At 71.7% G+C, this 23903-nt stretch carries 25 protein-coding genes; 12 read left to right on the top strand and 13 right to left on the bottom strand.

Annotated features, from left to right (window positions below; translation table 11 throughout):
• Positions 1–14: 14 nt before the first annotated feature.
• Positions 15–485: a ribonuclease HI gene (gene rnhA / locus ACH442_RS22875; protein WP_396340110.1), complete on the top strand. Its 471-nt coding sequence runs from the start codon at positions 15–17 to the stop codon at positions 483–485.
• Here the strand turns inward: rnhA and ACH442_RS22880 are convergent.
• Positions 465–875: a MarR family winged helix-turn-helix transcriptional regulator gene (locus ACH442_RS22880; RefSeq protein ID WP_396340111.1), complete on the bottom strand. Its 411-nt coding sequence runs from the start codon at positions 873–875 to the stop codon at positions 465–467. The two genes, rnhA and ACH442_RS22880, sit on opposite strands and share 21 nt — an antisense overlap.
• A 60-nt stretch (positions 876–935) precedes the next feature.
• Between ACH442_RS22880 and ACH442_RS22885 the strand changes: the two genes are divergently transcribed.
• On the top strand, positions 936–1520 hold the full coding sequence (locus ACH442_RS22885; RefSeq protein WP_396340112.1) for a TIGR03086 family metal-binding protein: 585 nt from the start codon (positions 936–938) through the stop codon (positions 1518–1520).
• 56 nt (positions 1521–1576) lie between these two features.
• On the opposite strand, the gene ACH442_RS22890 is transcribed toward ACH442_RS22885, so the two are convergent.
• Entirely contained in the window at positions 1577–2374 is a 798-nt protein-coding gene (locus ACH442_RS22890; RefSeq protein WP_396340113.1) for a hypothetical protein, read from the bottom strand.
• A gap of 64 nt (positions 2375–2438) precedes the next feature.
• Positions 2439–5168, bottom strand: a complete 2730-nt coding sequence (locus ACH442_RS22895) for an ATP-binding protein (protein ID WP_396340114.1) — start codon at positions 5166–5168, stop codon at positions 2439–2441.
• A gap of 117 nt (positions 5169–5285) precedes the next feature.
• Here ACH442_RS22895 and ACH442_RS22900 point away from each other — a divergent pair, with 117 nt between their 5' ends.
• Positions 5286–5534: an SCO4226 family nickel-binding protein gene (locus ACH442_RS22900; RefSeq protein WP_396340115.1), complete on the top strand. Its 249-nt coding sequence runs from the start codon at positions 5286–5288 to the stop codon at positions 5532–5534.
• 94 nt (positions 5535–5628) lie between these two features.
• On the opposite strand, the gene ACH442_RS22905 is transcribed toward ACH442_RS22900, so the two are convergent.
• Complete coding sequence (locus ACH442_RS22905) at positions 5629–6615, bottom strand: intradiol ring-cleavage dioxygenase (RefSeq protein WP_396340116.1); 987 nt, start codon at positions 6613–6615, stop codon at positions 5629–5631.
• A 181-nt stretch (positions 6616–6796) separates the two neighbouring features.
• Here ACH442_RS22905 and ACH442_RS22910 point away from each other — a divergent pair, with 181 nt between their 5' ends.
• From ACH442_RS22910 to ACH442_RS22920, 3 genes are read left to right on the top strand one after another with little or no spacing between them, the layout of a single operon-like run.
• Positions 6797–7333 (top strand): ArsR/SmtB family transcription factor, encoded by a 537-nt coding sequence (locus ACH442_RS22910; RefSeq protein ID WP_396340117.1) that lies wholly within the window; start codon positions 6797–6799, stop codon positions 7331–7333.
• Positions 7333–8574 (top strand): MFS transporter, encoded by a 1242-nt coding sequence (locus ACH442_RS22915; RefSeq protein ID WP_396340118.1) that lies wholly within the window; start codon positions 7333–7335, stop codon positions 8572–8574. The genes ACH442_RS22910 and ACH442_RS22915 overlap by 1 nt, the downstream gene beginning before the upstream one ends.
• A 13-nt stretch (positions 8575–8587) precedes the next feature.
• Positions 8588–9835, top strand: a complete 1248-nt coding sequence (locus ACH442_RS22920; protein WP_396340119.1) for an ABC transporter substrate-binding protein — start codon at positions 8588–8590, stop codon at positions 9833–9835.
• Between the two features lie 21 nt (positions 9836–9856).
• On the opposite strand, the gene ACH442_RS22925 is transcribed toward ACH442_RS22920, so the two are convergent.
• From ACH442_RS22925 to ACH442_RS22935, 3 genes are all read right to left on the bottom strand, one after another.
• The gene (locus ACH442_RS22925) at positions 9857–12586 is read right to left on the bottom strand and encodes a putative bifunctional diguanylate cyclase/phosphodiesterase (RefSeq protein WP_396340120.1); all 2730 of its coding nucleotides are present in this window, start codon (positions 12584–12586) and stop codon (positions 9857–9859) included.
• A gap of 133 nt (positions 12587–12719) precedes the next feature.
• A complete protein-coding gene (locus ACH442_RS22930; RefSeq protein ID WP_396340121.1) occupies positions 12720–13364 on the bottom strand; it encodes a response regulator in 645 nt (214 codons plus the stop codon).
• A gap of 59 nt (positions 13365–13423) precedes the next feature.
• Positions 13424–14473 carry a sensor histidine kinase gene (locus tag ACH442_RS22935; RefSeq protein ID WP_396340122.1) on the bottom strand — a complete coding sequence of 350 codons (1050 nt, stop codon included), beginning with the start codon at positions 14471–14473 and terminating at the stop codon, positions 13424–13426.
• A gap of 124 nt (positions 14474–14597) precedes the next feature.
• On the opposite strand from ACH442_RS22935, the gene ACH442_RS22940 reads away from it, so the two are divergent.
• On the top strand, positions 14598–15119 hold the full coding sequence (locus tag ACH442_RS22940) for a hypothetical protein (protein ID WP_396340123.1): 522 nt from the start codon (positions 14598–14600) through the stop codon (positions 15117–15119).
• 11 nt (positions 15120–15130) lie between these two features.
• Here ACH442_RS22940 and ACH442_RS22945 read toward each other — a convergent pair whose 3' ends face one another.
• From ACH442_RS22945 to ACH442_RS22965, 5 genes are all read right to left on the bottom strand, one after another.
• The gene (locus tag ACH442_RS22945; RefSeq protein WP_396340124.1) at positions 15131–16093 is read right to left on the bottom strand and encodes a DNA polymerase domain-containing protein; all 963 of its coding nucleotides are present in this window, start codon (positions 16091–16093) and stop codon (positions 15131–15133) included.
• A gap of 260 nt (positions 16094–16353) precedes the next feature.
• A complete protein-coding gene (locus ACH442_RS22950; RefSeq protein WP_396340125.1) occupies positions 16354–16782 on the bottom strand; it encodes a hypothetical protein in 429 nt (142 codons plus the stop codon).
• A 106-nt stretch (positions 16783–16888) separates the two neighbouring features.
• Complete coding sequence (locus ACH442_RS22955) at positions 16889–17626, bottom strand: TetR/AcrR family transcriptional regulator (RefSeq protein WP_396340126.1); 738 nt, start codon at positions 17624–17626, stop codon at positions 16889–16891.
• A 128-nt stretch (positions 17627–17754) separates the two neighbouring features.
• Positions 17755–18297, bottom strand: a complete 543-nt coding sequence (locus tag ACH442_RS22960) for a DUF2809 domain-containing protein (protein ID WP_396340127.1) — start codon at positions 18295–18297, stop codon at positions 17755–17757.
• A 244-nt stretch (positions 18298–18541) separates the two neighbouring features.
• A complete protein-coding gene (locus tag ACH442_RS22965) occupies positions 18542–18976 on the bottom strand; it encodes a TIGR03618 family F420-dependent PPOX class oxidoreductase (protein WP_396340128.1) in 435 nt (144 codons plus the stop codon).
• A 186-nt stretch (positions 18977–19162) separates the two neighbouring features.
• Here ACH442_RS22965 and ACH442_RS22970 point away from each other — a divergent pair, with 186 nt between their 5' ends.
• Complete coding sequence (locus ACH442_RS22970; RefSeq protein WP_396340129.1) at positions 19163–20044, top strand: TIGR03619 family F420-dependent LLM class oxidoreductase; 882 nt, start codon at positions 19163–19165, stop codon at positions 20042–20044.
• 13 nt (positions 20045–20057) lie between these two features.
• Entirely contained in the window at positions 20058–20690 is a 633-nt protein-coding gene (locus tag ACH442_RS22975) for a carbohydrate-binding protein (protein ID WP_396340130.1), read from the top strand.
• Between the two features lie 91 nt (positions 20691–20781).
• Here the strand turns inward: ACH442_RS22975 and ACH442_RS22980 are convergent, their stop codons facing one another.
• Entirely contained in the window at positions 20782–21186 is a 405-nt protein-coding gene (locus tag ACH442_RS22980; RefSeq protein WP_396340131.1) for an Hsp20/alpha crystallin family protein, read from the bottom strand.
• Between the two features lie 211 nt (positions 21187–21397).
• Here ACH442_RS22980 and dinB point away from each other — a divergent pair, with 211 nt between their 5' ends.
• From dinB to cobF, 3 genes are all read left to right on the top strand, one after another.
• Positions 21398–22573 carry a DNA polymerase IV gene (gene dinB / locus ACH442_RS22985; RefSeq protein ID WP_396340132.1) on the top strand — a complete coding sequence of 392 codons (1176 nt, stop codon included), beginning with the start codon at positions 21398–21400 and terminating at the stop codon, positions 22571–22573.
• 69 nt (positions 22574–22642) lie between these two features.
• On the top strand, positions 22643–22888 hold the full coding sequence (locus ACH442_RS22990) for an RNA polymerase sigma factor (protein WP_396340133.1): 246 nt from the start codon (positions 22643–22645) through the stop codon (positions 22886–22888).
• Positions 22889–23058: 170 nt separating this feature from the next.
• Positions 23059–23811 (top strand): precorrin-6A synthase (deacetylating), encoded by a 753-nt coding sequence (gene cobF, locus ACH442_RS22995; protein ID WP_396340134.1) that lies wholly within the window; start codon positions 23059–23061, stop codon positions 23809–23811.
• Positions 23812–23903 lie beyond the last annotated feature (92 nt).

Here is a 23903-nt window from a genome sequence, read left to right on the forward strand (position 1 = left end):
GTAGGGTTCGCGGCATGGGTGAGCCGAGCCGCGTCGTCGAGATCTACACCGACGGGGCCTGTGCGCCGAATCCGGGGCCCGGCGGCTGGGGCGCGGTCCTGCGCTGGGGCAGCTCCGAGAAGGATCTGTGCGGCGGCGAGGCCACCTCGACGACCAACAACCGGATGGAGCTGATGGCCCCGATCCGGGCGCTGGAGACGTTGAACCGGGCGCCGCTGACCGTCGACATCTACACCGACAGCGTCTACGTGCGGGACGGGATCACCAAGTGGATCCCGCGCTGGCGGGCGAACGGCTGGCAGACCTCGGCCCGTCAGCCGGTCAAGAACGTGGACCTCTGGCAGCGGCTCGACGAGGCGGTGCGCCGGCACGAGGTTCGCTGGCACTGGGTGAAGGGGCACGCCGGGCACCCGGAGAACGAGCGCGCCGACCGCTTGGCCGCCCGCGGCCTGCAGGAGGCGCTGTCAGCCGCCGGCCAGCGCTGACAACGTCCGCAGGAACGCCTCCCGGTCGCCCGCGGGCACGCCGGCCAGCAGTCCCGCCTCGGCGTCCCTGATCTCCGCCTGCACGGCCCGGTGCAGTTCGCGACCCTGGTCGGTGAGCCCGAGCAGCCGCACCCGCCGGTCGCCGGGGTCCGGCTCGCGGGAGATCAACCCACGGTCCTGCAGGTCGTCGAGGATCGGGATGAGGCGGGTCTTGTCCGCGCCGATGCTCGTGGCGAGCGCCGCCTGGGTCCGCACCTCGCCGCGGGCGAGCCCGTTCAGCACGACGTAGGCCCACATCGACACCCCGTGCCGGGCCAGAATCGGCTGCTCCATGGCGATCAGCCGCCGTCCGAACCGGGCCGCCAGCGCGCCGAGATCATCCCTGGTCATCCGAGCAGCCTGCCATGGCGCCCCCTTGACCAATCATATGCAGGAGCAGATGATAAGCACATGCATACGATTACCGGGGATGTCCACCGGACCGCGGTCCGGGCCACGGTCGCGCTCGTCGATCGAGTCACCGCCGCCGACCTGAACCGCCCGACCCCGTGCGCCGGCTGGGACCTCGCGGACCTGCTCGCGCACCTGACCGCCCAGCACCGGGGCTTCGCCGCCGCCGTCCGGGGCCACGGCCGTGACCCGGCCGTCTGGGAGCCGGCCAGACCCGGGAAGGACTTCCGGGAGAGGTACGCCGAAGCCGCCGCCGTCGTCGTCGAGGCGTTCGCCGCTCCGGGCGCCCTGGATCGTGAGGTGGACCTGCCGGAGCTGAGCACCGAGCGGACCTTCCCGGCGCGGCTGGCGCTCTTGTTCCACCTGGTCGACTACGTGGTGCACGGCTGGGACGTCGCCGCGGCGCTGTCGCTCCCGTTCGAGCTGCCCGACGAGGTGGTGGCCACCGCCCTCCCGATCGCCCGCGCCGTTCCCGGCGGCGAGTCGCGGCTGATCCCGGGCGCGGCCTTCGCCCCGGCCCGTCCGGTCCCGCCCGGCACCGGCCCACTGCGGGAGATCCTCCTGCTGCTGGGCCGTCAGCCCTGAGCCGCCCCGCTGCCGGGAGATCCTCCCGCTGCTGGGCCGTCAGCCCTGAGCCGGCCTCAGTGCCCCCGCGGGCGCGGCACCGGAGGGTCGGCCGGGTCCTCGGGCGGCCGCACCTTGGCCCGCGCCACCCGATCCGCGGCCAGCTTGTAGGTCGCGGCCTGCACCAATTCGTCGGGGACGGTGTGCCGCCCCACCCGCTCGGGTTCCGCCGCGTGCCGCGCCCGCGGCACCGGCACAACCGGTTGGGTGGGCGCCACCGGCGGGGCCGGCGGGGCCGGCGGGGCCGGCGGGATCGGTGCGGTCTGCCCGGACCAGTGCGGGTCCCGCAGCGACGAGTAGTGCACCCCGCCCTGCGCGGCCGGCACCGGAATCCCGGGAACCGCGTGCGGCGGCGGCGCCGGGAACCCCACGGCCGGCGGTGCCGGGGCGACGACCGGCGGTACCGGGCCGACAGCCGGCAGCGCCGGGCCGACAGCCGGCGGTACCGGGGCAACAGCCGGCGGCGCAGGGCCGACAGCCGGCGGTACCGGGGCAACAGCCGGCGGCTCCGGCTCGGAGGCGTCCACGATCGGGGGTTCCTCGGACGGGTCCGGTTCACCCGTCCGAGGCGGGGCCTCCCCGGTGTCGCCGACCATCGCCGAGGCCCGCACGGCCCCGCGCCGCCGTGGCCCGGCGACCCGCGCGGCGAGGCTGAACACGCTGCGCGCGGCATGGTCGTACCCGTCGCGGTACGCCTCTTCCCGCTCCTCCCCGCTCATCCGCCGCTCGTGCAGCCGGCCCAGCGCGTACCCGGCGCAGCCCAGGAAGAGGCTGAGCAGGGCGAGCAGGATGACGGAGTTACCCGGTGCGCTCATGCCGCAGATTGTGCCGAGGTGGATAGACCGTGAGCTATGGCCCGTTTGAATTACCCCGATGGAATTAGCTCGAAGGCTCAACCGTTGCGAGCCACCCGGCGATCTGCGTCCGCCGCCCCACGCCCAGCTTCGTACGGATGTGTTCGACGTGCGCCGCGACCGTCCGCGGCGAGATGACCAGCTCCCCCGCGATCTCCCGGTCGGTCCGCCCGGCGGCGACGAGCCGGGCCACCTCCATCTCCCGCGAGGTGAGCGGTGAGGACACGGCCGCGCCGGCGGGTGTCCCGGCGAGCCAGGCCGCGGGCAGCGCTCCGAAGGCGTCCCGGGCCGCCGCCACGAACGCCGCCGCTTCGCCCGGCCGCCGCGACCGGTGGGCGCATCGGGCCTGGTCGAGCCGGACCGCGGTGCCTTCCCAGAAGCGCCGCCGGGCGGTCCAGAAGGACGCTGCCGCGGCCAGCAGCGGGCGCGCTTTCCCGGTCTGCCCTTCGGCGAGGTGGATCAGCCCCCAGGCATGGTCGAGGGCGCCCAGGGTGCCGGGGATGGCCCGCTCGCGCAGCAACTCGGAGACGCGGGTGACCCATTCCCGCGCCGGGGTCGGTCCTCGACCGGTGAGGTAGGCACGGGCGCCTGTCACGACGTACGGGAAAAGATAGGAAGCGTCTTTGACCTCGGCCGACGCCGCCCAGCCCTGTTCGCACCGGGTGATCGCCGCGTCGGCGTCCCCGGCGAGCAGTGCCAGCTCGGCCAGCCCCCACCAGGCCGGCGAAACGCGCTGCAGTTCACGCATGGCCCCGCCGAGCTCAGCGGCCTCGGTCAGGGCGGCTCTGGCCGCTTCCGGGTCACTGACCAGAGCGGAATATCCCAGTACGTGCAATGCCGTGATCCGCGTCGTGATCCCGCCCCGCCCGTCGGCGAGTGCGGTCCGCGCCTGGGCCGCCGCTCCGGCGACGTCGCCGGTCGCCCATCGGACGTGGGCCAGGTGCGCGGCCATGTAGTGCCGGTCGTTGAACCGTTCGACCCGTTCGGCGTAGGCGATGCCGTCGGTCAGCCAGCGGTGCGCCCGCTCGTATTCGACGAGGACGGACATCGACGAGCCGAGCATCCGGTACGCCCGGGCGGCCTCCCGTTCCAGGTTCGCCGCCGTGGCTCGCGCGATCACGTTCTCCAGCAGGTCACCGCCTTCGTCCAGGCGTCCGAGGAAGAGCAGCACGGATCCGACCGTGGCGTCCAGGTCGAGGTCGGGGGTATCGCCGTGGAGCCGCCGGGCCTCGAAGCCGTGGGTCAGCGCGTCGGTCAGCCGCCGGTCCAGCATGTACGCCGCCGCCAGCGCCGCGTGCAGCCGCGCGAGCGTGACCCCACGGGCGAGGGGGATCCCGGCGCGCAGCTGGGCGACCCGCTGGTCGAGGCCGTCCCCGAGCTGGTGCCGCACCGCGACCCACCCCGGCAGCAGGGCCGCCGCCGCGTCCGGGTCCGCCGCCAGCAGCAGGTGGTAGGCCTGCGAGTACGCCCGGTCGGCCCCGAGGTTGTCGTCGATCGCGGCGAGTGCGGCGGCGAGTGCGGCCAGCAGGGACGCCCGGTCGGACCCGGGATCCGCGGTGCGCAGCGCCCGCCGGTAGAGGTCGGCCGCCTCCTGGTGCGCGGAGAGCGCGACGGCTTCGGTGGCCGCGCTCACGGCGTACGGGAAAGCCTCTTTCGATCTTTGGGCCCGCTCGAACTGGTCGCTGATGAACGCGGCCGCGAAGCCCGCCGCCGCGGCGGCCTCGGCCGCCTTCGCGTGCAGCTCACGGCGACGCAGCGGATCGAGGTCGGTGTAGAGCGCGTCCCGGATCAGCGCGTGCCGGAAGTCGTAGGCGAGCCCGTCCCCGCGCGGCTGCAGGAAGAACCGCTCGCCGAGTTCCCGCAACGCCGCGTCGATGCGGGCCGGTGTGAGTCCGGTGATCGCCACCAGCAGGTCCAGGTCGAACGATCGCCCGAGAACCGAGGCGGCCCCGGCCAGTTCGCGGGCCTGCGGGCCGAGTTGCTCGGCGCGCAGCAGCACCGCGTCGGCCAGGGTGTCCGGCACCCCGTCGGGCGCGGCCAGGAACTCCTCGACGTGCAGCGGAATGCCGTCGCTGCGGTCGAACACCGCGGCGATCCGCGCCGGGACCGCCCCGGTGATCGCGGCGGCCAGCGCGGCGGTGTCGTCGCGCCCGAGCCGCGGCAGCCGGATCTCCTCGGCGTGACGCTGGGTGAGCAGGCGGGTCCGCCACATCCGCATCGGGACCCGCGGGTACAGCTCGTCGCTGCGGTATGTCCCGATCAGCAGGATCGGCAGCGTGCGGGCTCGCAGCGCGAGGCGCGCGAGCACGTCCAAGGTCAGGTCGTCGGCCCAGTGCAGGTCTTCACACGTGATCAGGATCGGACGCGGGCTCACGGCGACCCGCTCGATCATCTCGGTCAGGTCGGCGACCAGCAGCCGCCGGTGCCGGTCCGGGTCGCCGTCCGCCCCCTCGCGCAGCCGGGCCAGGATCCGGTCGCCGGTCGTCGCGGTCACCGGGTCCCGCCGCAGCCCGGCGCCGAGGTCGGTGAGCAGGCCCGCGGCCACTTCGGCGTCGCCCGGGGCGGCGGCCGCGCCGACCACCGTGAAGCCTGTGGCTCGCCGGGCGATCTCCCGGAGCAGGCGGGTCTTGCCGATGCCGGCCTCCCCGGCGAGCAGCAGCAACTCGCCGCGCCCCTGGGCGGCTTCGGTCAGCCGCCGGTCGGCGAGGGTGAGCAGGTCGGTGCGTCCGATCAGGACCGGACTGCTGAGCGTCACAGCGGAACTTTAGGAGCCGCACTCCGGCTTCCTAGGTGTTATGACCGATGTCCGACGGCGCCACCGGCCGCAAGCTGTACTGGTCAGGCACCAGGCAGTACCGCGAGGGGAAATGCGATGGCGAAGTTCATGGACGTCCACGACGGATTCTTCGGCGTCACCGCCGAGCAGCTGAACGCGGCGCACGACGCCGACCTCAAGATCGAGGGCGAGGAGGGCGTGCACTTCGAGCACGCCTGGCTCGACCCGGAGGCCGGCAAGGTGTTCTGCCTCAGCACCGGTCCGAGCAAGGAGGCCGTGATGCGCGTGCACGAGCGCGCCGGCCACCCCACCACCCAGGTCTTCGAGCTGACGACCGAGGTCTGAGTGGGTTGATCGGGGCGCGGGTTCGCTTGGGGGCCGGCCCGCGTCCCGATCGTCAAGACCATCATCCGGTACGTCGTGAGCACCCCGGCCCGGGTCACCAGCTGAACGGGTTCCACCAGTGCCGGGTCTTCTTCTGCTGCTGCTGGCGCGGCGTGGAAGCGGCCGTCGTCGTCGCGCTCGCGGTTGCCGTCGCGGACGCGGACGGCACGCCCGACGGCGGGGCACCCGACGGCGCTCCGGACGGCGGGGTGCCACCGCTCTCCTCGGTGCCGCTCGGATCGACGGCCGCGGTCAGCGACGCGGTGAACCCGGCGGTGACACTGCCGGTGACGGTCGCCAGTTCCCGGGCCGCCGAGTCGTCCCCGAACACGTTGTCCGTGGCCAGGCTGATCTGGCTCAGGTTGGTGACGCTCTTGCTGTAGCCGTCGGTCGCGTACACCAGGTCGGCGATCTCCTCGGGGATCGCGATCTGCGACGTCTTGATGATCGGCCCGTCCCCGCTGGTCGCGTTGGCCAGTGACGAGTAGACCTCGAAGTGGATGTGCGGCCAGCGACCGGAGTAACAGGCCGGGAAGATGCTGGTGAAGGTGACCGTGCCGGTCGTGTCGGTCTCCTGGATGCCCCGCAGGTAGTTCTCGCCGGTGATCCCGGTGGAGTAGAGCGAGTAGTTCCCGTCCCGGTCGCAGTGCCAGGCGTAGACCGCCGCGCCGCTGATCGGCGCGCCGTCCAGGTCGACCACGGTGATCGAGAACTCCAGCGGGACGCCCTCGGCCACGGTCGTCGAGGTGCCGAACGACGACCGGATGTCACTGCGCACGATGCCGGACTCGGTGCGCACGTCGACGCCGTTGGAGCCGTCGGCCGGGTACGGTCCGGCCGTCTCCGACTCGATCTCGTCCACCGTGGCGGCCGCCGCCGGCCCGGATGTGCCCACCAGCGCGCCGGTGACCATGACGGCCGCGCCGGCGCCGCCGATCAGGGTCAGCATCCGCCGCCGGTTCATCGTGCCGAGGTCGAATGCGAGGCCCTTGTCGTGGACCTCGCGGACGTAGGCCGCGTTGTCCCGCTCCTGCTCCGTCACAGTGTGCCGCCTTCCTCCGGTTACGCCTGAGATGTTGCTGAACAGCGAAACATCGATGTTTGTGCGGGCACTGTCATGTGCCTATGCCCCGGATAAGCCCGCGGTGGACAACTCCGTCAACAATTCCCGACATTGGTAAAGAGTTCTTGCGCAACAACTCTTTACCATCCATGCTGGGGGCATGACCGAGATCAGGGACGAGGCCGCGCTCAAGGCGGTCGCCCATCCGCTGCGCCGCCGCCTGCTCGACGCGCTGCGGGTCGACGGCCCGTCGATGCCCAGCGCGCTGGCCCGCGCCACCGGGCAGGCGGTCGCCAACGTGAGCCATCACCTGCGCGTGCTCGCCGAGGCCGGGCTCATCGAGGAGGCGCCCGACCTGGCCCGCAACCGCAAGGAACACTGGTGGCGGATGGCCGACCCGCGCATCTCGTGGAACCCGGCCGACTTCACCCCCGAAGCCGCCGACGCCGCCGACGCGATCGGCCTGCAACGGCAGCTCGACCTGATCCACTCCTGGGTGGGCAGTCCCGCCGCACGCAGCGAGCCGTGGGGCACCAGCGCGTTCGCCACCGACGCGTGGATGCGACTCTCCCCGGCCGAACTGGCCGAGCTCGGCGCGGAGATCAACGCGCTGCTCGCGAAGTACCGGGGGCGGCCCGAGCGCGACGATCGCGAGCCGGTGTTCGTGCTGGGCCGCGGATTCCCGGCGAGGCCCTGATGTCCCTGCTGCGGGATCACGACTTCGCCAAACTCTGGGGCGGCCTGACCGTCAGCCGGCTGGGCAGCGCGGTCGCCACCGTGGTCACCCCGCTGATCGCCGTACAGGAACTGGACGCCGACGCGCTCACGGTCAGCCTGCTCACCGCCGCCGCCTGGCTGCCCTGGCTGCTGATCGGGCTGCCGGCCGGCGCCTGGGTCGACCGGGTCCCGAAACGGCCGGTGCTGCTGGCCTGCGACGCGGCCGGCGCGCTGCTGGTCGCGAGCATCCCGCTGACCGCCTGGCTCGGGCACCTCACCGTCATCCACCTGCTGGTCGTCGCGCTGCTGACCGGCGTCGCGGAGGTCTTCTCCGAGATCGCGTACACCGGCTACCTGCCGGCGATGTTCGACGCGGACCGGCTGATCCAGGCGAACGCGCTGGCCAACGGCAGTGACTCGGCCGCGCGGATCGCCGGCCCGGCGCTGGGCGGCGCCCTGGCCGCGGCGGCCGGCGCGGTCACCGGCCTGATCATCGACGCGGCCAGTTTCGCGGTGTCGTTCGCCGGGCTGCTGGCGATCCGGCGCCCCGAGCGGACGGTCGCCCGCGTGCCGCGGCAGGGCATCGCCCGCGAGATCCGGGCCGGCATGGGCTGGCTCGCACGGGACCGCTACCTGCGCTCGATCATGGTGCACGGCGCGGTCAGCAACCTCGCGCTCAACGGATACGGCGCGATCACCGTGGTGTTCCTGGTGCGCGAGGTGGGCGTCAGCACCGGCACGGTCGGGCTGCTGCTCTCCGCCTCGGGTCTGGGCGGGGTCGCCGCTGCGAGCGCGGTGCCTTTTCTGGTACGTCGTCTCGGAGCGGCCCGGGTGCTGGTGACGGTCAAGGCGGCGGCCGGGTGTGCGTCGCTGCTGCTGCCGTTCACCGGGCCGGGCGCGGGACTGATCGTGTTCGCGGCCGGGAGCGCCCTGGTCGCGGCGTTCATCGTCGCCGGGAACGTGATCACGGGCGGGTTCCGGCAGGCGTACGTGCCGTCCGAGTTGCTCGGGCGGGTGCTGACCGCGATGCAGTTCGTCAACTACGGCACGATCCCCGTGGGGGCGGTGCTGGGTGGGGTGCTGGCCACGGCGTACGGCAGTCGGGTCTCGATGGTCGTGATGACCGTGACCTATGCGCTCGCCGGTCTGATCATCGTCCTCGGGCCGTTCCGCGGGCGCCGGGATCTCCCTTCGGGTAAGGCGCTTTCCACCGTTCGGTAATACTCTGGGCGGCATGCGTATGGTGGCCGTTCTCGCCGCAGTGGCGCTGCTGGCCGCCTCCGGCTGCGGCGCCGACCACGACGACACGCCGCCACCGGCCACCGTCGAGGTCTTCACCTGGTGGGCCGAGGGCGGCGAGAAAGCCGGGCTGGACGCGCTGATCACCCAGTTCGGGACGGACTGTCGCGGTCAGCGCTTCGAGAACGGCGCGGTGGCCGGCGGCGCCGGGGTCAACGCGAAACAGGCGCTGACCGAGCGGATGATCCGCCACGACCCGCCGGACACGTTCCAGGCGCACGCCGGCGCCGAGCTGCTCGACTACATCGACGCCGGTCAGGTCGCGGACCTCACGGGGTACTACGCCGACTGGGGACTGCGCGACGTGCTGCCGGCCGGGCTGATCGACGACCTCACCGTGCGCGGCAAGATCTACTCGGTGCCGGCCAACATCCACCGCGCCAACGTCGTCTGGACCAACCCGGCGGTGCTGGCCGCGGCCGGGATCACCGCGCCGCCCGAGGACCTGCACGCCTTCATCGAGGACCTGGCCCGGCTCAAGGCCGCCGGGGTGGAGGCGCCGCTCGCGCTCGGCCGCGACTGGACGCAGCTGATGCTGCTGGAGGCGGTGCTCATCACCGACCTGGGCGCGGACCGGTTCGCCGGCCTCTTCACCGGCGCGACCGACTGGACCAGTGCGCCGGTCGCCGAGGCGATCGGCGACTTCGTGACCCTGCTCGGCTACGGCAACCTGGACCGCGACGCCCTCGACTGGCCGCAGGCGGAACGGCTCCTGATCGACGGCAAGGCCGGCTACCAGCTGATGGGCGACTGGGCCGCCGCGGACCTCACGGCCAAGGGCTTCCCCGGGTACGGGTGGTTCACGTTCCCGGGCAACGGCAACACCTTCCAGTGGCTCGCCGACTCGTTCACCCTGTCGACCGGAGCCGCCAACCTCGGTGGGACCGAGTGCTGGCTGAAAACGGTCGGTTCGGCGGCCGGGCAGCAGGTGTTCAACCAGGCCAAGGGGTCGATCCCGGCCCGCACCGACGTGCCCGCGACCGGCTTCTCGCCGTACCAGCAGTCCGCGATGACCGACTGGAAGTCGGCCGTGCAGGTGCCGTCGTGCGCGCACGGGTCGGGCTGCTCGCAGGCCTGGCAGAGCGCGGTCAACGCGGCGCTGCGGGCGTACTCGACCGCGCCCGACCCGAAGACGTTGCAGGGTGCGCTGGCCCAGGCCGCCACCCGGTTCATCCGCTCCTGAACACCGGGCGTTGTCCGACGGTCAGGCGGAGGTCTCGACCGGCTCGGCGCCCTCCAGGAACAGGCGGCCGGCTTCGGCGGCCGGGACCGGGCGGGAGAAGTAGTAGCCCTGGGCGAAGCCGCAGCCCATCTCCCGCAGGGCGGCGAGCTGGCCGAACTCCTCGATGCCCTCGGCGACCGTGGACATGCCCAGGCTCTTGCCGAGGCGCACGATCGTGTCGGTGAGGGCGGTGTCGCCGGCGAGCATGCCGAGGCGCTCGACGAACGAACGGTCGATCTTCAGCGTGTCGACCGGGAAACGGCGCAGGTAGGCGAGCGACGAGTAACCGGTGCCGAAGTCGTCGATGGCGAGCGTGAGACCGAGCGCCTTGAGGCGGACGAGCTGCTCCAGGTTCGCCTCGGTGTCGGTCATCAGCACCGACTCGGTCATCTCCAGGCAGAGCCGGTCGGCCGGCATGCCGGTCTCGGCCAGCACCGCCGCCACCGTCTCGGCGAAGTCGGGCTGGTCGAACTGGCGGACCGAGACGTTGACCGACATCTTCAGCGGACGACCGCCGGCCGCCTCGCTCCACTCCACCGCCTGACGGCAGGCCTCGCGCAGGACCCAGAGGCCGAGCGGCACGATCAGGCCGGTGGCCTCGGCGATCGGGATGAAATCGAGCGGGTTGATCATGCCGCGGGTCGGGTGCGGCCAGCGGACCAGCGCCTCGAAGCCGACCACCGCGCTGGTGTCCAGGTCGACGGTGGGCTGGTAGTGCAGGCGCAGTTCCTGGTTCTCCAGCGCGGCCCGCAGGTCGTTCTCCAGTTCCAGGCGCTCGATCAGGCCGTCGCGCATCTGCGCGCGGTAGCTGGTGAAGGCGCTGCCACCGGCCGCCTTGGCGTGGTGCATGGCCAGGTCCGCGTTGCGCAGCAGCTGCTCGGCGCGGTCCTCGTCCTCCTCGGCCAGCAGCGACGCCTGGGCCAGGCCGATGCTCGCCCGCACGTGGATGTTGCGCGCGCCGACCTCGACCGGCAGCTCCAGGTCGTCCAGGATGCGGCGGGCCACGAACTCGCCCTCCTCGGCCGAGGCGGTCTCGATCAGCACCGCGAACTCGTCGGCGCCGAAGCGGGCGACCACGTCCTCGGAGCGCACGCAGCCCTTGATCCGGTCCGCGATCTCGACCAGCAGCTGGTCGCCGGCGAGGTGACCGAGGCTGTCGTTGACCCGCTTGAAACCGTCCAGGTCGAGGTGCAGCACGGTCAGGCCGGTGGTCCGCGCCAGCGCGGCGGCGGTCTTGTCACGGAACAGCGCGCGGTTGGCGAGCTGGGTCAGCGAGTCGTGGTACGCCTCGTGGATCAGCTGCTCCTGCAGCTCCTTGCGCTCGCTGATGTCCCGGGTGTTCAGCACGAAGCCGCCCACGTGCGGGTCGTCGACCAGGTTCGTGATGATCATCTCGGACGGGCGCAGCCGGCCGTCCTGGTGCGTGTGCACGACCTCGAGCGTGGCCGAGGCGAACGGCCGCACCGCCACCTGCCGCATCGCCTGCGCCAGCCGGCCCGCGACCTCGGGGGCGAGCAGCTCGGTGTAGTGCCGGCCCAGGAACGCCTCGGCCGGGTAGCCGAAGACACGCTGCATCGACTCGCTCTGGAAGATCACCGAGCCGTTCGCGTCGATCACCGTGACGACGTCCGAACTGTGCCGGATCAGCGCGTGGAACTGCTGCTCCCGGGCGTGCAGCTCGGCGGTCCGGGCCTCGACGCGGGACTCCAGGCCACGGGTCAGGTCCCGGTTCTCCAGCAGCGTGAGCACCTGCCGCCCGATCAGCAGCGCGATCAGCAGCGACCGGCTCCACGCCACGAACGGCGTGCTGTGCCCGGTCACCAGGTGGAACATCGCGCTGACGACGAGGGCGGCGCCGACCGCGACGTACGGGGCCATCACGCCGCCCATGCGCGCCCGGGAGCTGAACTCGTTCCGCAGCGGCTCGGCGTCCTTCGGGCGGGCGGCGCCGACGATGACCAGACCGAAACCGATGATCCAGCCCAGGTCCACGACCGAACCCGGCCGGTAGTCGTCGATCATTCCCAGGTACGAGTACCCGATGTCCGAGATCGCGAAGCCCGCCACCCCGAGCCCGAAGAGGAGCAGGTCGGCCGAGCAGCGGAACCGCGCCCGCCGCTGCGGCAGCATGTAGCCGATCATGGTGGCGATCACGATGTCGCCGAGCGGGTAGAGCAGCTTGATGTAGAAGCCCACGTTCTGGTGACTGGTGTCGATCCGCGGGTCGACCACCAGCACCCAGCTGACGATCACCAGCGCGGTCGCGAGCAGCAGCCCGTCGAGAACGCTGCGCGCACGGTTGGCCAGCGGCTGCGACGCGCTCGGCAGGATCAGCAGACCGATCGGGATCAGCAGCAGCATGCCCAGGTACCCGGCGTCGGCCGGGGACGGGACCGGCAGGTCACCGCCGTGCGGGTAGTACTGCGCCAAGGTGTACGCCTGACCGGCGCCCCAGCTCAGCACACCCGCGCCGAGAACCGCCCAGCCCCAGCGGTGCCGGCCCGAGTAACGCCGGCTGCGCCACAGACAGGCACCGGCCGCCGCGATCGGGAGGACGGTCAACGCCCAGGTGGAGATGTCGTTGGCCAGGTCAGGACCGCCTACTTCGCCGCCGATCAGCACGGCGAGAACGGTGAGGACCGAAGCGACGGCGATGCAGACCCGGAGCCAGGGACGAATGTCCACCGGTCCCTCCGCGTTGTCGATGCTCATCTCGACGCCTCCGCCCTCGGTTGTGATCACCAGCGAGCATCGGGTGGCGGGGTAGTGGATTTAGGAAGTGCGCGGGTGCAAAGCGGTTACACGACTCCGTCCCCCGGCAGCTTGGCTGTTCTGCGCGCGGGCCTCACACGAGGCCGTCCTCGTAGGCGAGGATCACCAGCTGGACGCGGTCGCGGACGCTCAGCTTGGTGATCGCACGGGTGATGTGCGTCTTCGCGGTCAGCGGGCTGATCACCAGCCGGGCGGCGATCTCGTCGTTGGAGAGGCCGCCGGCGACCAGTTTCACCACCTCCCGTTCACGCTCGGTGAGGACGGCGAGCCGATCGTTGCCCGGGGAGCGAACCGGACGCCCGGTGAACTGGCCGACCACCCGCCGGGTCACGCTCGGCGAGAGCAGGGCGTCGCCGGCCGCCACCACCCGGACAGCGGTGCGCAGGCCGTCCGGGTCGACCTCCTTGGTCAGGAAACCGCTGGCACCGGCGGCGAGAGCGGCGAAGACGTACTCGTCGGTCTCGAACGTCGTCAGGATGACGACCCGGGTGGCCGGGTTCTCGTCCAGGATCGCCCGGGTCGCGGTGATGCCGTCCGTGCCGGGCATCCGGATGTCCATCAGGATCACGTCCGGACGCAGGGTGCGGGCGGTGCGGACGGCCTCGTCGCCGGTGGCGGCCTCGCCGGTGACCTCGATGTCGCGGGCGCGGCGGAGCAGGCTACGGAAGCCGGCGCGGACCAGTTGCTGGTCGTCGGCCAGCAGGACGGTGATCGGCATGTCAGCTCCTCTCGCACTCGGGGGGCGGCGGCCTCGCGCCTTGTCCGATTTATCGTTCTTCACGGGTTGGTGAGCGGAATGCTGGCGCACACGACGAAACCCTGCCCACCCGGGCCCGCCGTGAGCGCCCCGCCCAGCGCCGCCACCCGCTCCCGCATCCCGGCGATCCCGTGACCGTCAGTGACCTGATCGGCCCCGCGCCCGTCGTCCCGGACGTCGACCAGCACACCGTCCGGCGCGTACCGGACAGTGACCGTCGCCCGCGTCGCCCCGGCATGCCGGACCGTGTTGGTCAGCGCCTCCTGCACCACCCGGAAGACCGCGGTCGCGACCGGGGCCGGGACCTCCACCGCATCCCCGAACTCGTTCAACGTCACCGGCAGCCCCGCGGCCCGGACCTGGTCGCAGAGCCGCTCCAGACCGGCCAGGCTCGGCAGCTCGCCCTCACGCAGCACACCGACCAGGGACTTCAGGTCGTTCATGGCCCGCCCGCGGACCTGCTGGGCGAGCCGCAGCGAGGCGCGGGCCTCGTCCGGGTCGTCGTCGAACGCGTCCAGCGCCACATTCAGGTGCACGCCGACCACGGCCAGCGTGTGGGACACGACGTCGTGCAGGTCACGGGCGATCTCGACGCGCTCCTCGGCCCGCCGGCGACCCAGCTGGAGCTCCTGCCAGCCCTGGTTGTTCCGCCAGGCGATCGCCACCGCGAGCGCCGCGCTCACCCACAGCGTCTCGCCGCCGAGGTGCGCGAAGACCCAGTCGGTCGAGTGCTGCGTCGTCGCATAGTCCCAGCTGAGCCCGTAGGTCAACACGACAGCACTGGTCAGCACGGCGGTGCGGACGTGACCGGCGAGGACGGTGAGGACGGCGGCGGCGGTGGCCGGCCACACCCAGCCGGCGCCGACGAGCGCGGCCGACCGCCATGCGGCCACGGTCAGCACGGAGATGATGAGCACGGTGCGCGGCCAGCGGCGGGCGGCGAGGACCAGACCGGCGAGAAAGAAGGCCAGTGAGACGGTCATCACATTCTGTGAGTTGGCGTCGGTCATGGCGAGCCCGGCCGGAACTCCGACGAGCGTCGCGGCGGCCCCGAGATAGATGAAGTTCATGCTCAAGACGCTAGGAGCCGGAGGGTGCCCGGCGCGTCGTACGTACGCTGTCACCCGCATGGACTCCTCCCGCGTACGAGCTGCACCGTTCGATGTATACGGTCCCGCTGGTTAAGGTAATCGAGTGACCGCCGCGGAACTGCTCGCCGCCTCCGGCCGCTTCCCGATCGCGCCCGGCCTGACCGATTCCGAACTCACCGACATCGAGGCCGAGTTCGGCTTCACATTCGCCCCTGACCATCGCGAGTTCCTCGCCGCAGGGCTGCCCACCGGCATCGGCTGGCCCGACTGGCGCGGTCGCGACCGGACGGCGCTGCGGGCCGCACTGACCGCCCCGGTCGAAGGCGTTCTCTTCGACGTGGCCGAAAACGATTTCTGGTACGAGGGGTGGGGCGCCCCGTTCGGCGACCGGGTGTCGACCGCCCGCGCCGGGCTGATGATCGCGCCGCGGATGATCCCGCTCTACGCCCACCGGTACCTGCCGGCCGCCATCCCGGGACATCCGGTGCTGTCGATCTACCAGACGGATGTGCTGTGCTACGGCGCTGACCTGTCGGACTGGCTGAACCGGGAGTTCGGCCTCGGCGAGCCGGCGAACCGGCGGGTCCGGCCGACCGTCCCGTTCTGGAGCGCCCTCGCCTCCTGAGCCCCGCCGGTTCAGCTTTCCGCGGCCCGGCGTGCCTTCGCCCGCCGCTTACCCTCGTGCATAGCCTGCACCCGGGCCACCGGAATGGTGTGCCCCTCGGCGATCAACCCGGCATCCAGTTCCTGCGCCGCGGGCATCGCCTCCGCCCACGGGTCGCCGTCCTTCACGAGCCCGGGCACGGTGTGAACGGTGAAGTCGGCCGGGGACACGTCGTCGAGATCGTCCCAGTCCACCGGGAACGACACCGGCACCCCGGGCCGGATCCGCGGACTGTAGGCCGCCGCCACGGTCGCCCCACCCGCGCGGGTCGCGTCGAGGAAGACCTTCCCGTGCCGGTCCTCCCGAATGAACGCGGTGGTCGCCAACTCCGGATCGATCCGCTCGGCGCGCGCGGCAACGGCTCGCTGAGCAGCGGCGACCTCCTCGGGCGCCGGGCCGCCGGCCAGCGGCACGAAGACGTGCACCCCCTTGGAGCCGCTGGTCTTGACCGCCCCGCTCATCCCGGCGCCGGCAAGCGCCTCCCGCACCAGCCGGGCCGCTCGGACCGCGAGCGCGAACCCGCCACCCTCCGGCGGGTCCAGATCCATGATCAGGTGCGTCTGCCGGTGCGGCGCCTCGGCGAGCGCCAGCCCCGGGTGATACTCCACGGCCCGCTGATTCCCGAACCACAGCAGCGTCCGCCGGTCGTTCCCGAGCGCGTAGACCACCTCACGATGTGAGGCCTCCGCCCAGACCGAGGTTCGCGGCACCCAGTCCGGCGTGTACTTCGGCAGGTTCTTCTGCATGAACTGGTCCTGCCCGCGCAGCACCCGGATCACCGACAGCGGCCGCCCCTGAAGCACCGGAACGAGCCGCCCCGACATGGCGTCGAGGTAGTCGACGAGGTTCCGCTTGGTGGCCCCCGCCCCGGGAAACAGCTCCTGATCCAGATTGGTCAGCGCCACCCCGTCCCGCTCTTCCTGCCCAGCACCCACTTTCCGTGCCGCCTTCGACCCGGCGCTGTCCGGCGACGCCCTCCGCTCGCCCGCTACCGGCGACGCCTTTCCCGCCGACGACGCCTTCCCTGCCGGCGACGCCTTCCGCCCGCCAGCTGCCGGCGACGCCTTCTCGTCATGCATGTCTTCGGCCTGCTCCGCGCCGACATCGCGCGCAGCTTTCTCGGCGGCGTCCCGCTTTCCCGCGCTCGGGTTCCGCGGCGCCTTGTGACGGTCCTGGTCCTCGGCCATGCCGTCCATCATCCACCGGGACAGCGGGTGTCGCCGCCGCTGAACTCGACGCAGTGTGAAGTCCGCGGCGTAGGCACCACCACCGCCGGTTTTGTGATCGCCCCGGTCTCCTGCAGCCCGCGCACCGCGAGCAGGCCGCCGAGAACCAGACCCCCGAGCGCGAGCACCGCGCACACCCCCGCGTAGACGTTCTGCCCGCCGCGCGCCCCGATCACCGTCGCCGCCACCGGTGCCGCGATCAGCAGAAACGCGCAAGCCAGCAGGAACGCACCACCGCGCGCCGCATGCGCCGGAGCCGCGTCCCCGAAGGTGAACAGGTCCCGCATGCCCAGCAGGAAGAGCACGATCGACCCGACCGCCCACACGCCGAGCAGCACCGACATTCGCCGCACGACCGGACCCCGGCCCCACTCGGCAGCCTCTGCCATCGATGTCACGCCAGAATCCTAGGGTCTCCCCGCGAACCGCTCGCCGAGGTCACGATGCCGCAGGACCGCCTGGGCCTGATCCTCTTCGGTCACGTCCAGGCCCGGCGATGGCCCGTCACTCCACCTCCTTCCGCTCTCGCAGCGGCGCCGAAGCCTGCATCTCGCCGATGGCCCGGGTGAGCCACTCCGTCATCAGCGCGCGCTCCGCACCACTCAGCGCGCCGAGCTTGTCGATCACCGTGGCGAACGTGACGGAAAGCGAGAGCACATCGGACGCCGGCGTGACCGGCCGCTCGTGAAGGATCGCCGCGGTCACCGCGTCGAACATGACCGCGGCCAGCGAGAGGTCCCGCTCAGCAGCCGATTTCCCCAGCAGTGCCACGATCGCGCCCGTGCCCGCGGCGTGGATCATGTCGACCGCTCGGCTCTCGTCGACGCGCAGCAATCCCGCCTCGGCCAGGCGGTGGACCCGGCGTCGCAGCACTTCCTGCCCCGCATCGGTGGCCGCCGACTTCCGCCCCGGGGTGTTGATCAACAGGTACAGATCTGGATTGGCCAGGCCGAACTCGACATGGCTAGCCCACGCGTCGCGGAGCTCGGCCAGCGGATCGCCGACCGGCGCCCCGGACTTGCCGTGGACATATTCCACCATCACGTGCTCGGCCAGCGCGTCGAGCAGGCCATCCTTGTCGTGGAAGTGCCGGTAGATCATTGGCGGCTGCACGCCCGCCGCCTGCGCCACCGCACGCGTAGTAACAGCCTTGGCCCCCTGATCACGGAGCAGACGGCTGGCAGCCTCGATGAGCATCGCGCGGATCGCCCCGCGCTCGTCCCCGGTCTCCACGTCAACCATGAATCGACGATATCATCTCTGGCGGAGCAATGGAAATTCGATGGTATCTTGAAGCACGTTCCAACGATATTAGCGTGTGTGGATCTCGAACCGGGCGCGGAAACCCGCCGTCAACCGCGGGTTCCGGCTCAGGCGCTCTCGGGTGCAGCGGGCGGCGAAACAGCATCAGCCGGGTGAGCCGGGACAGCAGCAGCCCGGTGAGCCGGGACAGCATCAGTCCGGTGAGCCTGGACAGCATCAGCCCGGTGAGCCGGGACGGCACCGGCCGAGTGGGTGCGGCGCCACACCAGGATCGCGGTGGGCACTGCGACACCGACGAGGTACCAGAACAGGTCGGCGGGGTCGAAGCTCACTCCGAGCACCAGTCGGGCCAGGACACTGCGGGCCGAGAGGTCCGCCGGGATGGAGGTGAGCTGCAGGAACTCGACGGCCCAGCAATAACCGGCGGCGATCAGCGCTACCCGGCCGACGGGCAGCCGCGGCCATAAGAAGATCACGCCGCAGAAGACGGCTGTGGCATAAAGGGCGGTCCCACTTGCCTGTTCGACCAGACCGGTGCTGGCCAGCGGTGTGCCGGTAAGGAGGCGGATTCCGAACGCGAGCAACACGCACCCGACCGCAGCGGCGAGGGCGAACAGCCGGGCGCGAATGTCGATTCCCCGTAACCGCATGCGCGGCATCGTAGCCGGGCCACGTCATACGCCCGGGCTATGGAAACCCTCGCCCGGCAGCGGCGCGCGCCCGGCCACAGCAGCGCGCGCAAGGCAGCAGCGCCCGCGCGCGCAAGGCAGCAGCCCGCACGCGGGTTCGGATCCATGCCGGGCGGCTGCACATCGGGCCGGGCGGACGCGACGGGATCTCCGGCGGGTGGAGCTGGGGAATTGGCGGGTGACTGTGGGCGCCGCCCGGGTGGGGTTATGGGTAGATGCGGGTTGGGCGGATCAGGACGGCGGTTCGGCGCTCGGCGACCATGGTGTGGTCGTAGGCGTCCCAGTCGTCGTGCGTACCGCCGGCCGCGGCGAAGATCTCGCGGAGCAGCAGGCGGAGGCGCTCCGGGTCGAGCCACGGTTGCGGGTCGTCCGGCCCGGCCAGTTGCGCCCGCCCTTCGACGGTCGCGTAGCGCCATCCGCTGCGGAACGCCACGGCGAGGTCGGGGCGTTCCCGCAGGTTGCGCAGTTTCACCGGGCCGTAGGTCACGAACGCCAGCACCTGGCCCGCGCCTTCCGGGTCGTCGACCAGACCGGTGTTGACCAGGCTGGACTGGACGGTTCGGTCGGCCCGCGCGGTGGACACGATGGCCAGGCCGGTGTCGTTGCGGCTCAGTTCCCAGGCATCGGCGAGTGTCGTCACGGTCCGAACCTACCCGTCACGGAAGCACAGCGGTGTGTTCACGCCCCGACCAGTCGCCACGGAAGCACAGCGGTGCCGTCACGCCCCGACCAGTCGCCACCCTCTGCCGGAGCACGGCGACGGCCGGGTCCGTCGTCGACGGTGACGCTCGCTCATGTCCACCGGGCAGCGCCTACCCTGCACCTCATGCTGATCAGTTTCGGTTGCCCGGTGTCGGGCGCGTGGGCTCGCCCGGAAACGCTCACGTCGATCGCGCAGCGCGCCGAGCAGCTCGGCTATCACGGGTTGTGGGCGTTCCAGCGCCTGCTGGTCGGCGCCGATCAGGATCTGGCGCCGAGCTATCAGAGTGTGCTCGACCCGATCGTCGCCCTGACCTGGGCCGGGGCGGCCACCTCGCGGATCCGCCTGGGCGTCTCGGTGATCAACCTGCCGTATGTGTCACCGGCTCTGCTGGCGAAGCAGGCGGGCACGCTGGATCTGCTGACCGGCGGCCGTTTCGATCTGGGTCTGGGCACTGGCTGGTCGGAGCCGGAGTTCGTGGCGACCGGCTCCGATCCGCATCCGCGGGGCCGTCGCACGGAGGAGTTCCTGGCCGTGCTGCGCACGCTGTTCACCGACGAGGTGGCCGAGTTCGACGGCACGTTCTATCGCGTCCCGCCGAGCCGGATGCGGCCGCGTCCGGCGCAGGCGGGTGGCCCGCCGATCCTGTTGGGCGGGTCGGCGGAGGTGGCGTTGCGGCGGGCGGGCCGGTTGGCCGCCGGTTGGGTGAGCAGCAGCCGTGCGAGTCCGGCCGACGTCGAGCGCGGCGCGCGGGTGGTCCGGGCGGCGGCGGCCGAGGCGGGGAGGAGTCCCGATGACGTACGGATCGTGGTCCGCGCCGTGGTCGAGTCCGGTGACTGGGCGCGGGCCCGTGCCGATGCCCGGCGGTACGCGGACGCGGGCGCGACCGAGTTGTTCTACGAGCCGAACTGGGATCCTCGGATCGGCGGCCAGGATGCGGATCCGCAGGTCGCAGCCCGGTTGGGTACCGAGATGATCGAGGCCCTGGCTCCGGCCGGTCCGGGCTGATTACCCTTGCCGGGTGGATCAGCCAACTCCGACCGTCTATCGCACTCGCAGCTGGACGAACCGTAACCGGGCCTTGATCGGTGCGGGCGGTCTCGCCCTGCTGCTGGTCGGCTACGGTCTGGGCCGCTGGCAGGACACGCCCTCGCAGTCTCCCGCGGCGGCCGCCGAGCAGCGGGCTGTGCCGTCTTCGGTGCCGTCGTCGGTGCCGGCCGAGCCGACGCCGACCACGCCTGCCCCGACCCCGGTGAAGTATCAGGTGTTGCAGGCCGAGTCGGCGAACGAGTTGGCCGGCATCCAGGCGCAGGACACCGGCGATGAGGGCGGCGGGCAGAACGTCGGCTGGATCAACCGCGGTGACCATCTGCGGTTCGACAATTTCGTCTTCGGTGACGTGCCGGCGACGAAGGCGAAGTTCCGGGTCGCGTCGGCTGCCGGGGTGTCCGGCCGGGTGCAGATCCGGCTGGACACCCTGGATGCCGATCCGGTCGGTGAGCTGTCGGTGAGCAACACCGGTGGGTGGCAGACCTGGCGTACCGATGTGGCGGCGTTGACGCCGGTGACCGGTACGCACACGGTCTATGTCACGTTCACGGCCCCGGACGACAGCGAGTTCATGAACGTGAACTGGATCCAGTTCGATCACTAGGTCTGAGCCGCGGCGCGACCCGGAGCCCACCGGATGGACCACGGCGGCCCGGAGACCACCGGCTGGACCACGGCGGCCCGGAGACCACCGGCTAGACCGCGGCGGGCGCGATCTCGATCTTGCGGGGCTTGCGCTCCTCCAGGACGGGGATGCTGAGCGTGAGCACGCCCTGGTCGTAGTGCGCCTCCAGCCGGTCGGTGTCGAGCTTGTCGGAGAGCTGGACCTGGCGGCTGAACACGCCGACCGGACGTTCGGCGACGACGTAGCGGACACCTTCGCGCCCGGTGCGGGTGCGCTCGGCCCGGACGGTCAGGACCTTGCCGTCGACGGTGATGTCGATCGAGGCCGTGTCGACGCCGGGCAGGTCGATGTCGATGAAGAACGTGTCGTTGTCCCGGTAGGCGTCGAGCCGGGCGCCCGCGGTGCGGTTGGAGCTCTCGAAGACCCGGGCGGTGAGACGCTCGAGGTCGCGCACGGTCGGGGTGCTGAGCAACATGGGTGGTTCCTCGTTCCTTACTTGAGCGTGGGTGACTCAAGTCTGAGAACCGGGAGGCCCGCGGGGCGATTCCCGAGAAGTGCGCAGTGTGATCACCGATACCCCGCGCGGACGTATCTTCGCTGGATGAACAGCTGCTGCCCGGTGGTCATCCACAGACCGTCGCGCCGAGTAGCCCCTTTTTTCGAACATTTGTACTAAGCTCGGCGGCGTGATCCTGCACGCCGACCTGGACTCGTTCTACGCGTCGGTCGAGCAGCGCGACGACCCCGCGCTGCGCGGCCGGCCTGTCCTGGTCGGCGGTGGTGTGGTGCTCGCCGCGTCCTATGAGGCGAAGGCCTTCGGCGTGCGCACCCCGATGGGCCTCGCCCAGGCCCGGGCACTCTGCCCGCACGCCGTCGTGGTGCCGCCGCGGATGAGCGCCTACTCGGCCGCCAGCAAAGCCGTCTTCGCGGTGTTCCGGGACACCACGCCGATCGTCGAGCCGATCTCCATCGACGAGGCGTTCCTGGAGGTGGACGGGCTGCGGCGGATCAGCGGGACGGCCGAACAGATCGCCCGCCGGCTGCGAGCCCAGGTGCGCGCCGAGGTCGGGCTGCCGATCACGGTCGGGGTCGCGCGCACCAAGTTCCTGGCCAAGGTCGCCAGCGGGGCCGGCAAGCCGGACGGTTTGCTGGTCGTGCCGCCCGGCGCCGAGCTGGAGTTCCTGCACCCCCTGCCGGTGGAGAAACTGTGGGGCGTCGGGCCGAAGACCGCGGCCCGGCTGCGCGAGCGGCAGATCCATACCGTCGGTCACGTCGCCCGGGTCGGTGAGGCCGCGCTCGTCGCGATGCTCGGCGCGCACACCGGGCGACATCTGCACGCGCTCGCGCACCATCACGACCCGCGCCGGGTGACGACCGGCGCGCGGCGCGGGTCGATCGGGGCACAGTGCGCGCTGGGTCGCGGGCAACGCACGTTCGACGAGGTGGAGGCGGTGCTGGCGGCGCTCGTCGACCGGGTCACCCACCGGATGCGCGGGGCACACCGGGCCGGCCGGACGATCACGGTGCGGCTGCGGTTCGACGACTTCGAGCGGGTGACCCGTTCCCGCAGCCTGCTCAAGGCGACCATGCAGACCGGCGCGGTCCTGCGCACCGCCGTCGAGCTGCTGCGCGAGGCCCGCCCGCTGATCGACCAGCGCGGCCTGACCCTGGTCGGCGTCGCGGTCAGCAACCTCGACGGCGACGGCGCGGTCCAGCTGGAGTTGCCGTTCACCCCGCCGCGGGAGGACGGGCTCGACGCGGCCGTCGACCGGGTCCGCGACCGGTTCGGCGCGCTCGCCCTGCGCCGCGCCGACATGCTGGGCCGCGAGATGAACCCGTCCGTCCCGATCCTTCCGGACTGAAAATCCCGTGTGTAACCTGACGCGCTCGCCGGGAGTCGTACGGGTGACCCCCATCCGGCAGGAGAGTCAGTGGATCCCGACCTCGACCTTCGCGACCTGTACGCGGCCTCGGCCGGCCGTCTCGTCGCCCAGCTCTACGGCATGACCGGCGACTTCGCCGAGGCACAGGACGTCGTGCAGGAGGCGTTCGCCCGAGCTGTGGCCGCACGGCACGTTCCGCAGCACCGACCAGGGCCGGACGTTCACCCGGGCCGGGCCGTCGCTCGGCGCCCACGGTCACGCCGTTCCGGGCGGCTTCGTCATCCCGACCAATAACAACGAATCAAGCGCCTGGGTCTCCACCGACGGCGCCGAGTGGACCTACGTCAAACGGCCGCAGGTTCCCTGATCACCCGTTGCGAGCGGTTCGTCCTTCCACGGGGGAGGGCGAGCCGCTCCATCGGGGCGCTCCATCGGGGCCGGAGGCGGTGCGGCAGACTCAGGGCGTGCGGAAGATCTACGTGATCGGGATCGGTGCTGGCGACCCGGACCATCTGACCCTGCAGGCAGCCAAGGCGATCGGCCGGACGAACGTGTTCTTCCTGCTGGACAAGGGCGAGACCAAGCAGAGCCTGATCGACCTGCGGGAACGGATCATCCGGGCGTACTCCCATCCGCACAAGCGGATCGTCGAGGGCCGCGACCCCGACCGTGACCGCACCCCGGCGGACTACACCGGGACGATCGCCGACTGGCGCACCCGCCGCTCGCAGGTGATCGAGGACCTGATCAGCGAGCACCTCAAGGACGACGAGACCGGCTCCTTCCTGGTCTGGGGCGATCCGGCGCTCTACGACTCCACGATCGCGATCCTGGAGGAGATCCTCGACAGAGGAAAGACCACTTTCGCGTACGAGGTGATCCCCGGCATCAGCAGTGTCTCCGCGCTCGCCGCGAAGCACCGGGTCGGGCTGAACCGGGTCGGCCGGCCGTTCCAGATCACGACCGGGCGGCGTCTCGCCGAGGGCTGGCCGGAGGGCGTCGACGACGTGGTGGTGATGCTCGACGCGCAGCAGGCGTTCACGGAGTTCCCGGAGGCCGACATCTACTGGGGCGCCTACGTCGGCACCGAGGACGAGCTGCTCGCTTCGGGCCGGGTGGCGGAGGTCGCCGACGAGATCGTCCGCACGCGCACCGAGGCCCGCGAGCGCCACGGCTGGATCATGGACACCTATCTGCTGCGCCGCGACCCCGAGTGACCCACCCCGGGCTGGTCCTCACCGTGGTCATTCGTGCGGAATGACCACGGTGAGGACCAGCCGGGGAGCGCGAGCCGCGGCTGGGCCCGGGA

Origin of the sequence: Actinoplanes sp. NPDC020271 (assembly GCF_044388125.1) — a bacterium.
Classification (GTDB): domain Bacteria; phylum Actinomycetota; class Actinomycetes; order Mycobacteriales; family Micromonosporaceae; genus Actinoplanes.

What these genes read in the sequence shown, in the direction of transcription:
- rnhA (WP_396340110.1), top strand. Translation starts at nt 15, where the DNA reads ATGGGTGAGCCGAGCCGCGTCGTCGAGATCTACACCGACGGGGCCTGT.
- ACH442_RS22880 (WP_396340111.1), bottom strand. Translation starts at nt 875, where the DNA reads ATGACCAGGGATGATCTCGGCGCGCTGGCGGCCCGGTTCGGACGGCGG.
- ACH442_RS22885 (WP_396340112.1), top strand. Translation starts at nt 936, where the DNA reads ATGCATACGATTACCGGGGATGTCCACCGGACCGCGGTCCGGGCCACG.
- ACH442_RS22890 (WP_396340113.1), bottom strand. Translation starts at nt 2,374, where the DNA reads ATGAGCGCACCGGGTAACTCCGTCATCCTGCTCGCCCTGCTCAGCCTC.
- ACH442_RS22900 (WP_396340115.1), top strand. Translation starts at nt 5,286, where the DNA reads ATGGCGAAGTTCATGGACGTCCACGACGGATTCTTCGGCGTCACCGCC.
- ACH442_RS22910 (WP_396340117.1), top strand. Translation starts at nt 6,797, where the DNA reads ATGACCGAGATCAGGGACGAGGCCGCGCTCAAGGCGGTCGCCCATCCG.
- ACH442_RS22915 (WP_396340118.1), top strand. Translation starts at nt 7,333, where the DNA reads ATGTCCCTGCTGCGGGATCACGACTTCGCCAAACTCTGGGGCGGCCTG.
- ACH442_RS22920 (WP_396340119.1), top strand. Translation starts at nt 8,588, where the DNA reads ATGCGTATGGTGGCCGTTCTCGCCGCAGTGGCGCTGCTGGCCGCCTCC.
- ACH442_RS22925 (WP_396340120.1), bottom strand. Translation starts at nt 12,586, where the DNA reads ATGAGCATCGACAACGCGGAGGGACCGGTGGACATTCGTCCCTGGCTC.
- ACH442_RS22930 (WP_396340121.1), bottom strand. Translation starts at nt 13,364, where the DNA reads ATGCCGATCACCGTCCTGCTGGCCGACGACCAGCAACTGGTCCGCGCC.
- ACH442_RS22935 (WP_396340122.1), bottom strand. Translation starts at nt 14,473, where the DNA reads ATGAACTTCATCTATCTCGGGGCCGCCGCGACGCTCGTCGGAGTTCCG.
- ACH442_RS22955 (WP_396340126.1), bottom strand. Translation starts at nt 17,626, where the DNA reads ATGGTTGACGTGGAGACCGGGGACGAGCGCGGGGCGATCCGCGCGATG.
- ACH442_RS22960 (WP_396340127.1), bottom strand. Translation starts at nt 18,297, where the DNA reads ATGCGGTTACGGGGAATCGACATTCGCGCCCGGCTGTTCGCCCTCGCC.
- ACH442_RS22970 (WP_396340129.1), top strand. Translation starts at nt 19,163, where the DNA reads ATGCTGATCAGTTTCGGTTGCCCGGTGTCGGGCGCGTGGGCTCGCCCG.
- ACH442_RS22980 (WP_396340131.1), bottom strand. Translation starts at nt 21,186, where the DNA reads ATGTTGCTCAGCACCCCGACCGTGCGCGACCTCGAGCGTCTCACCGCC.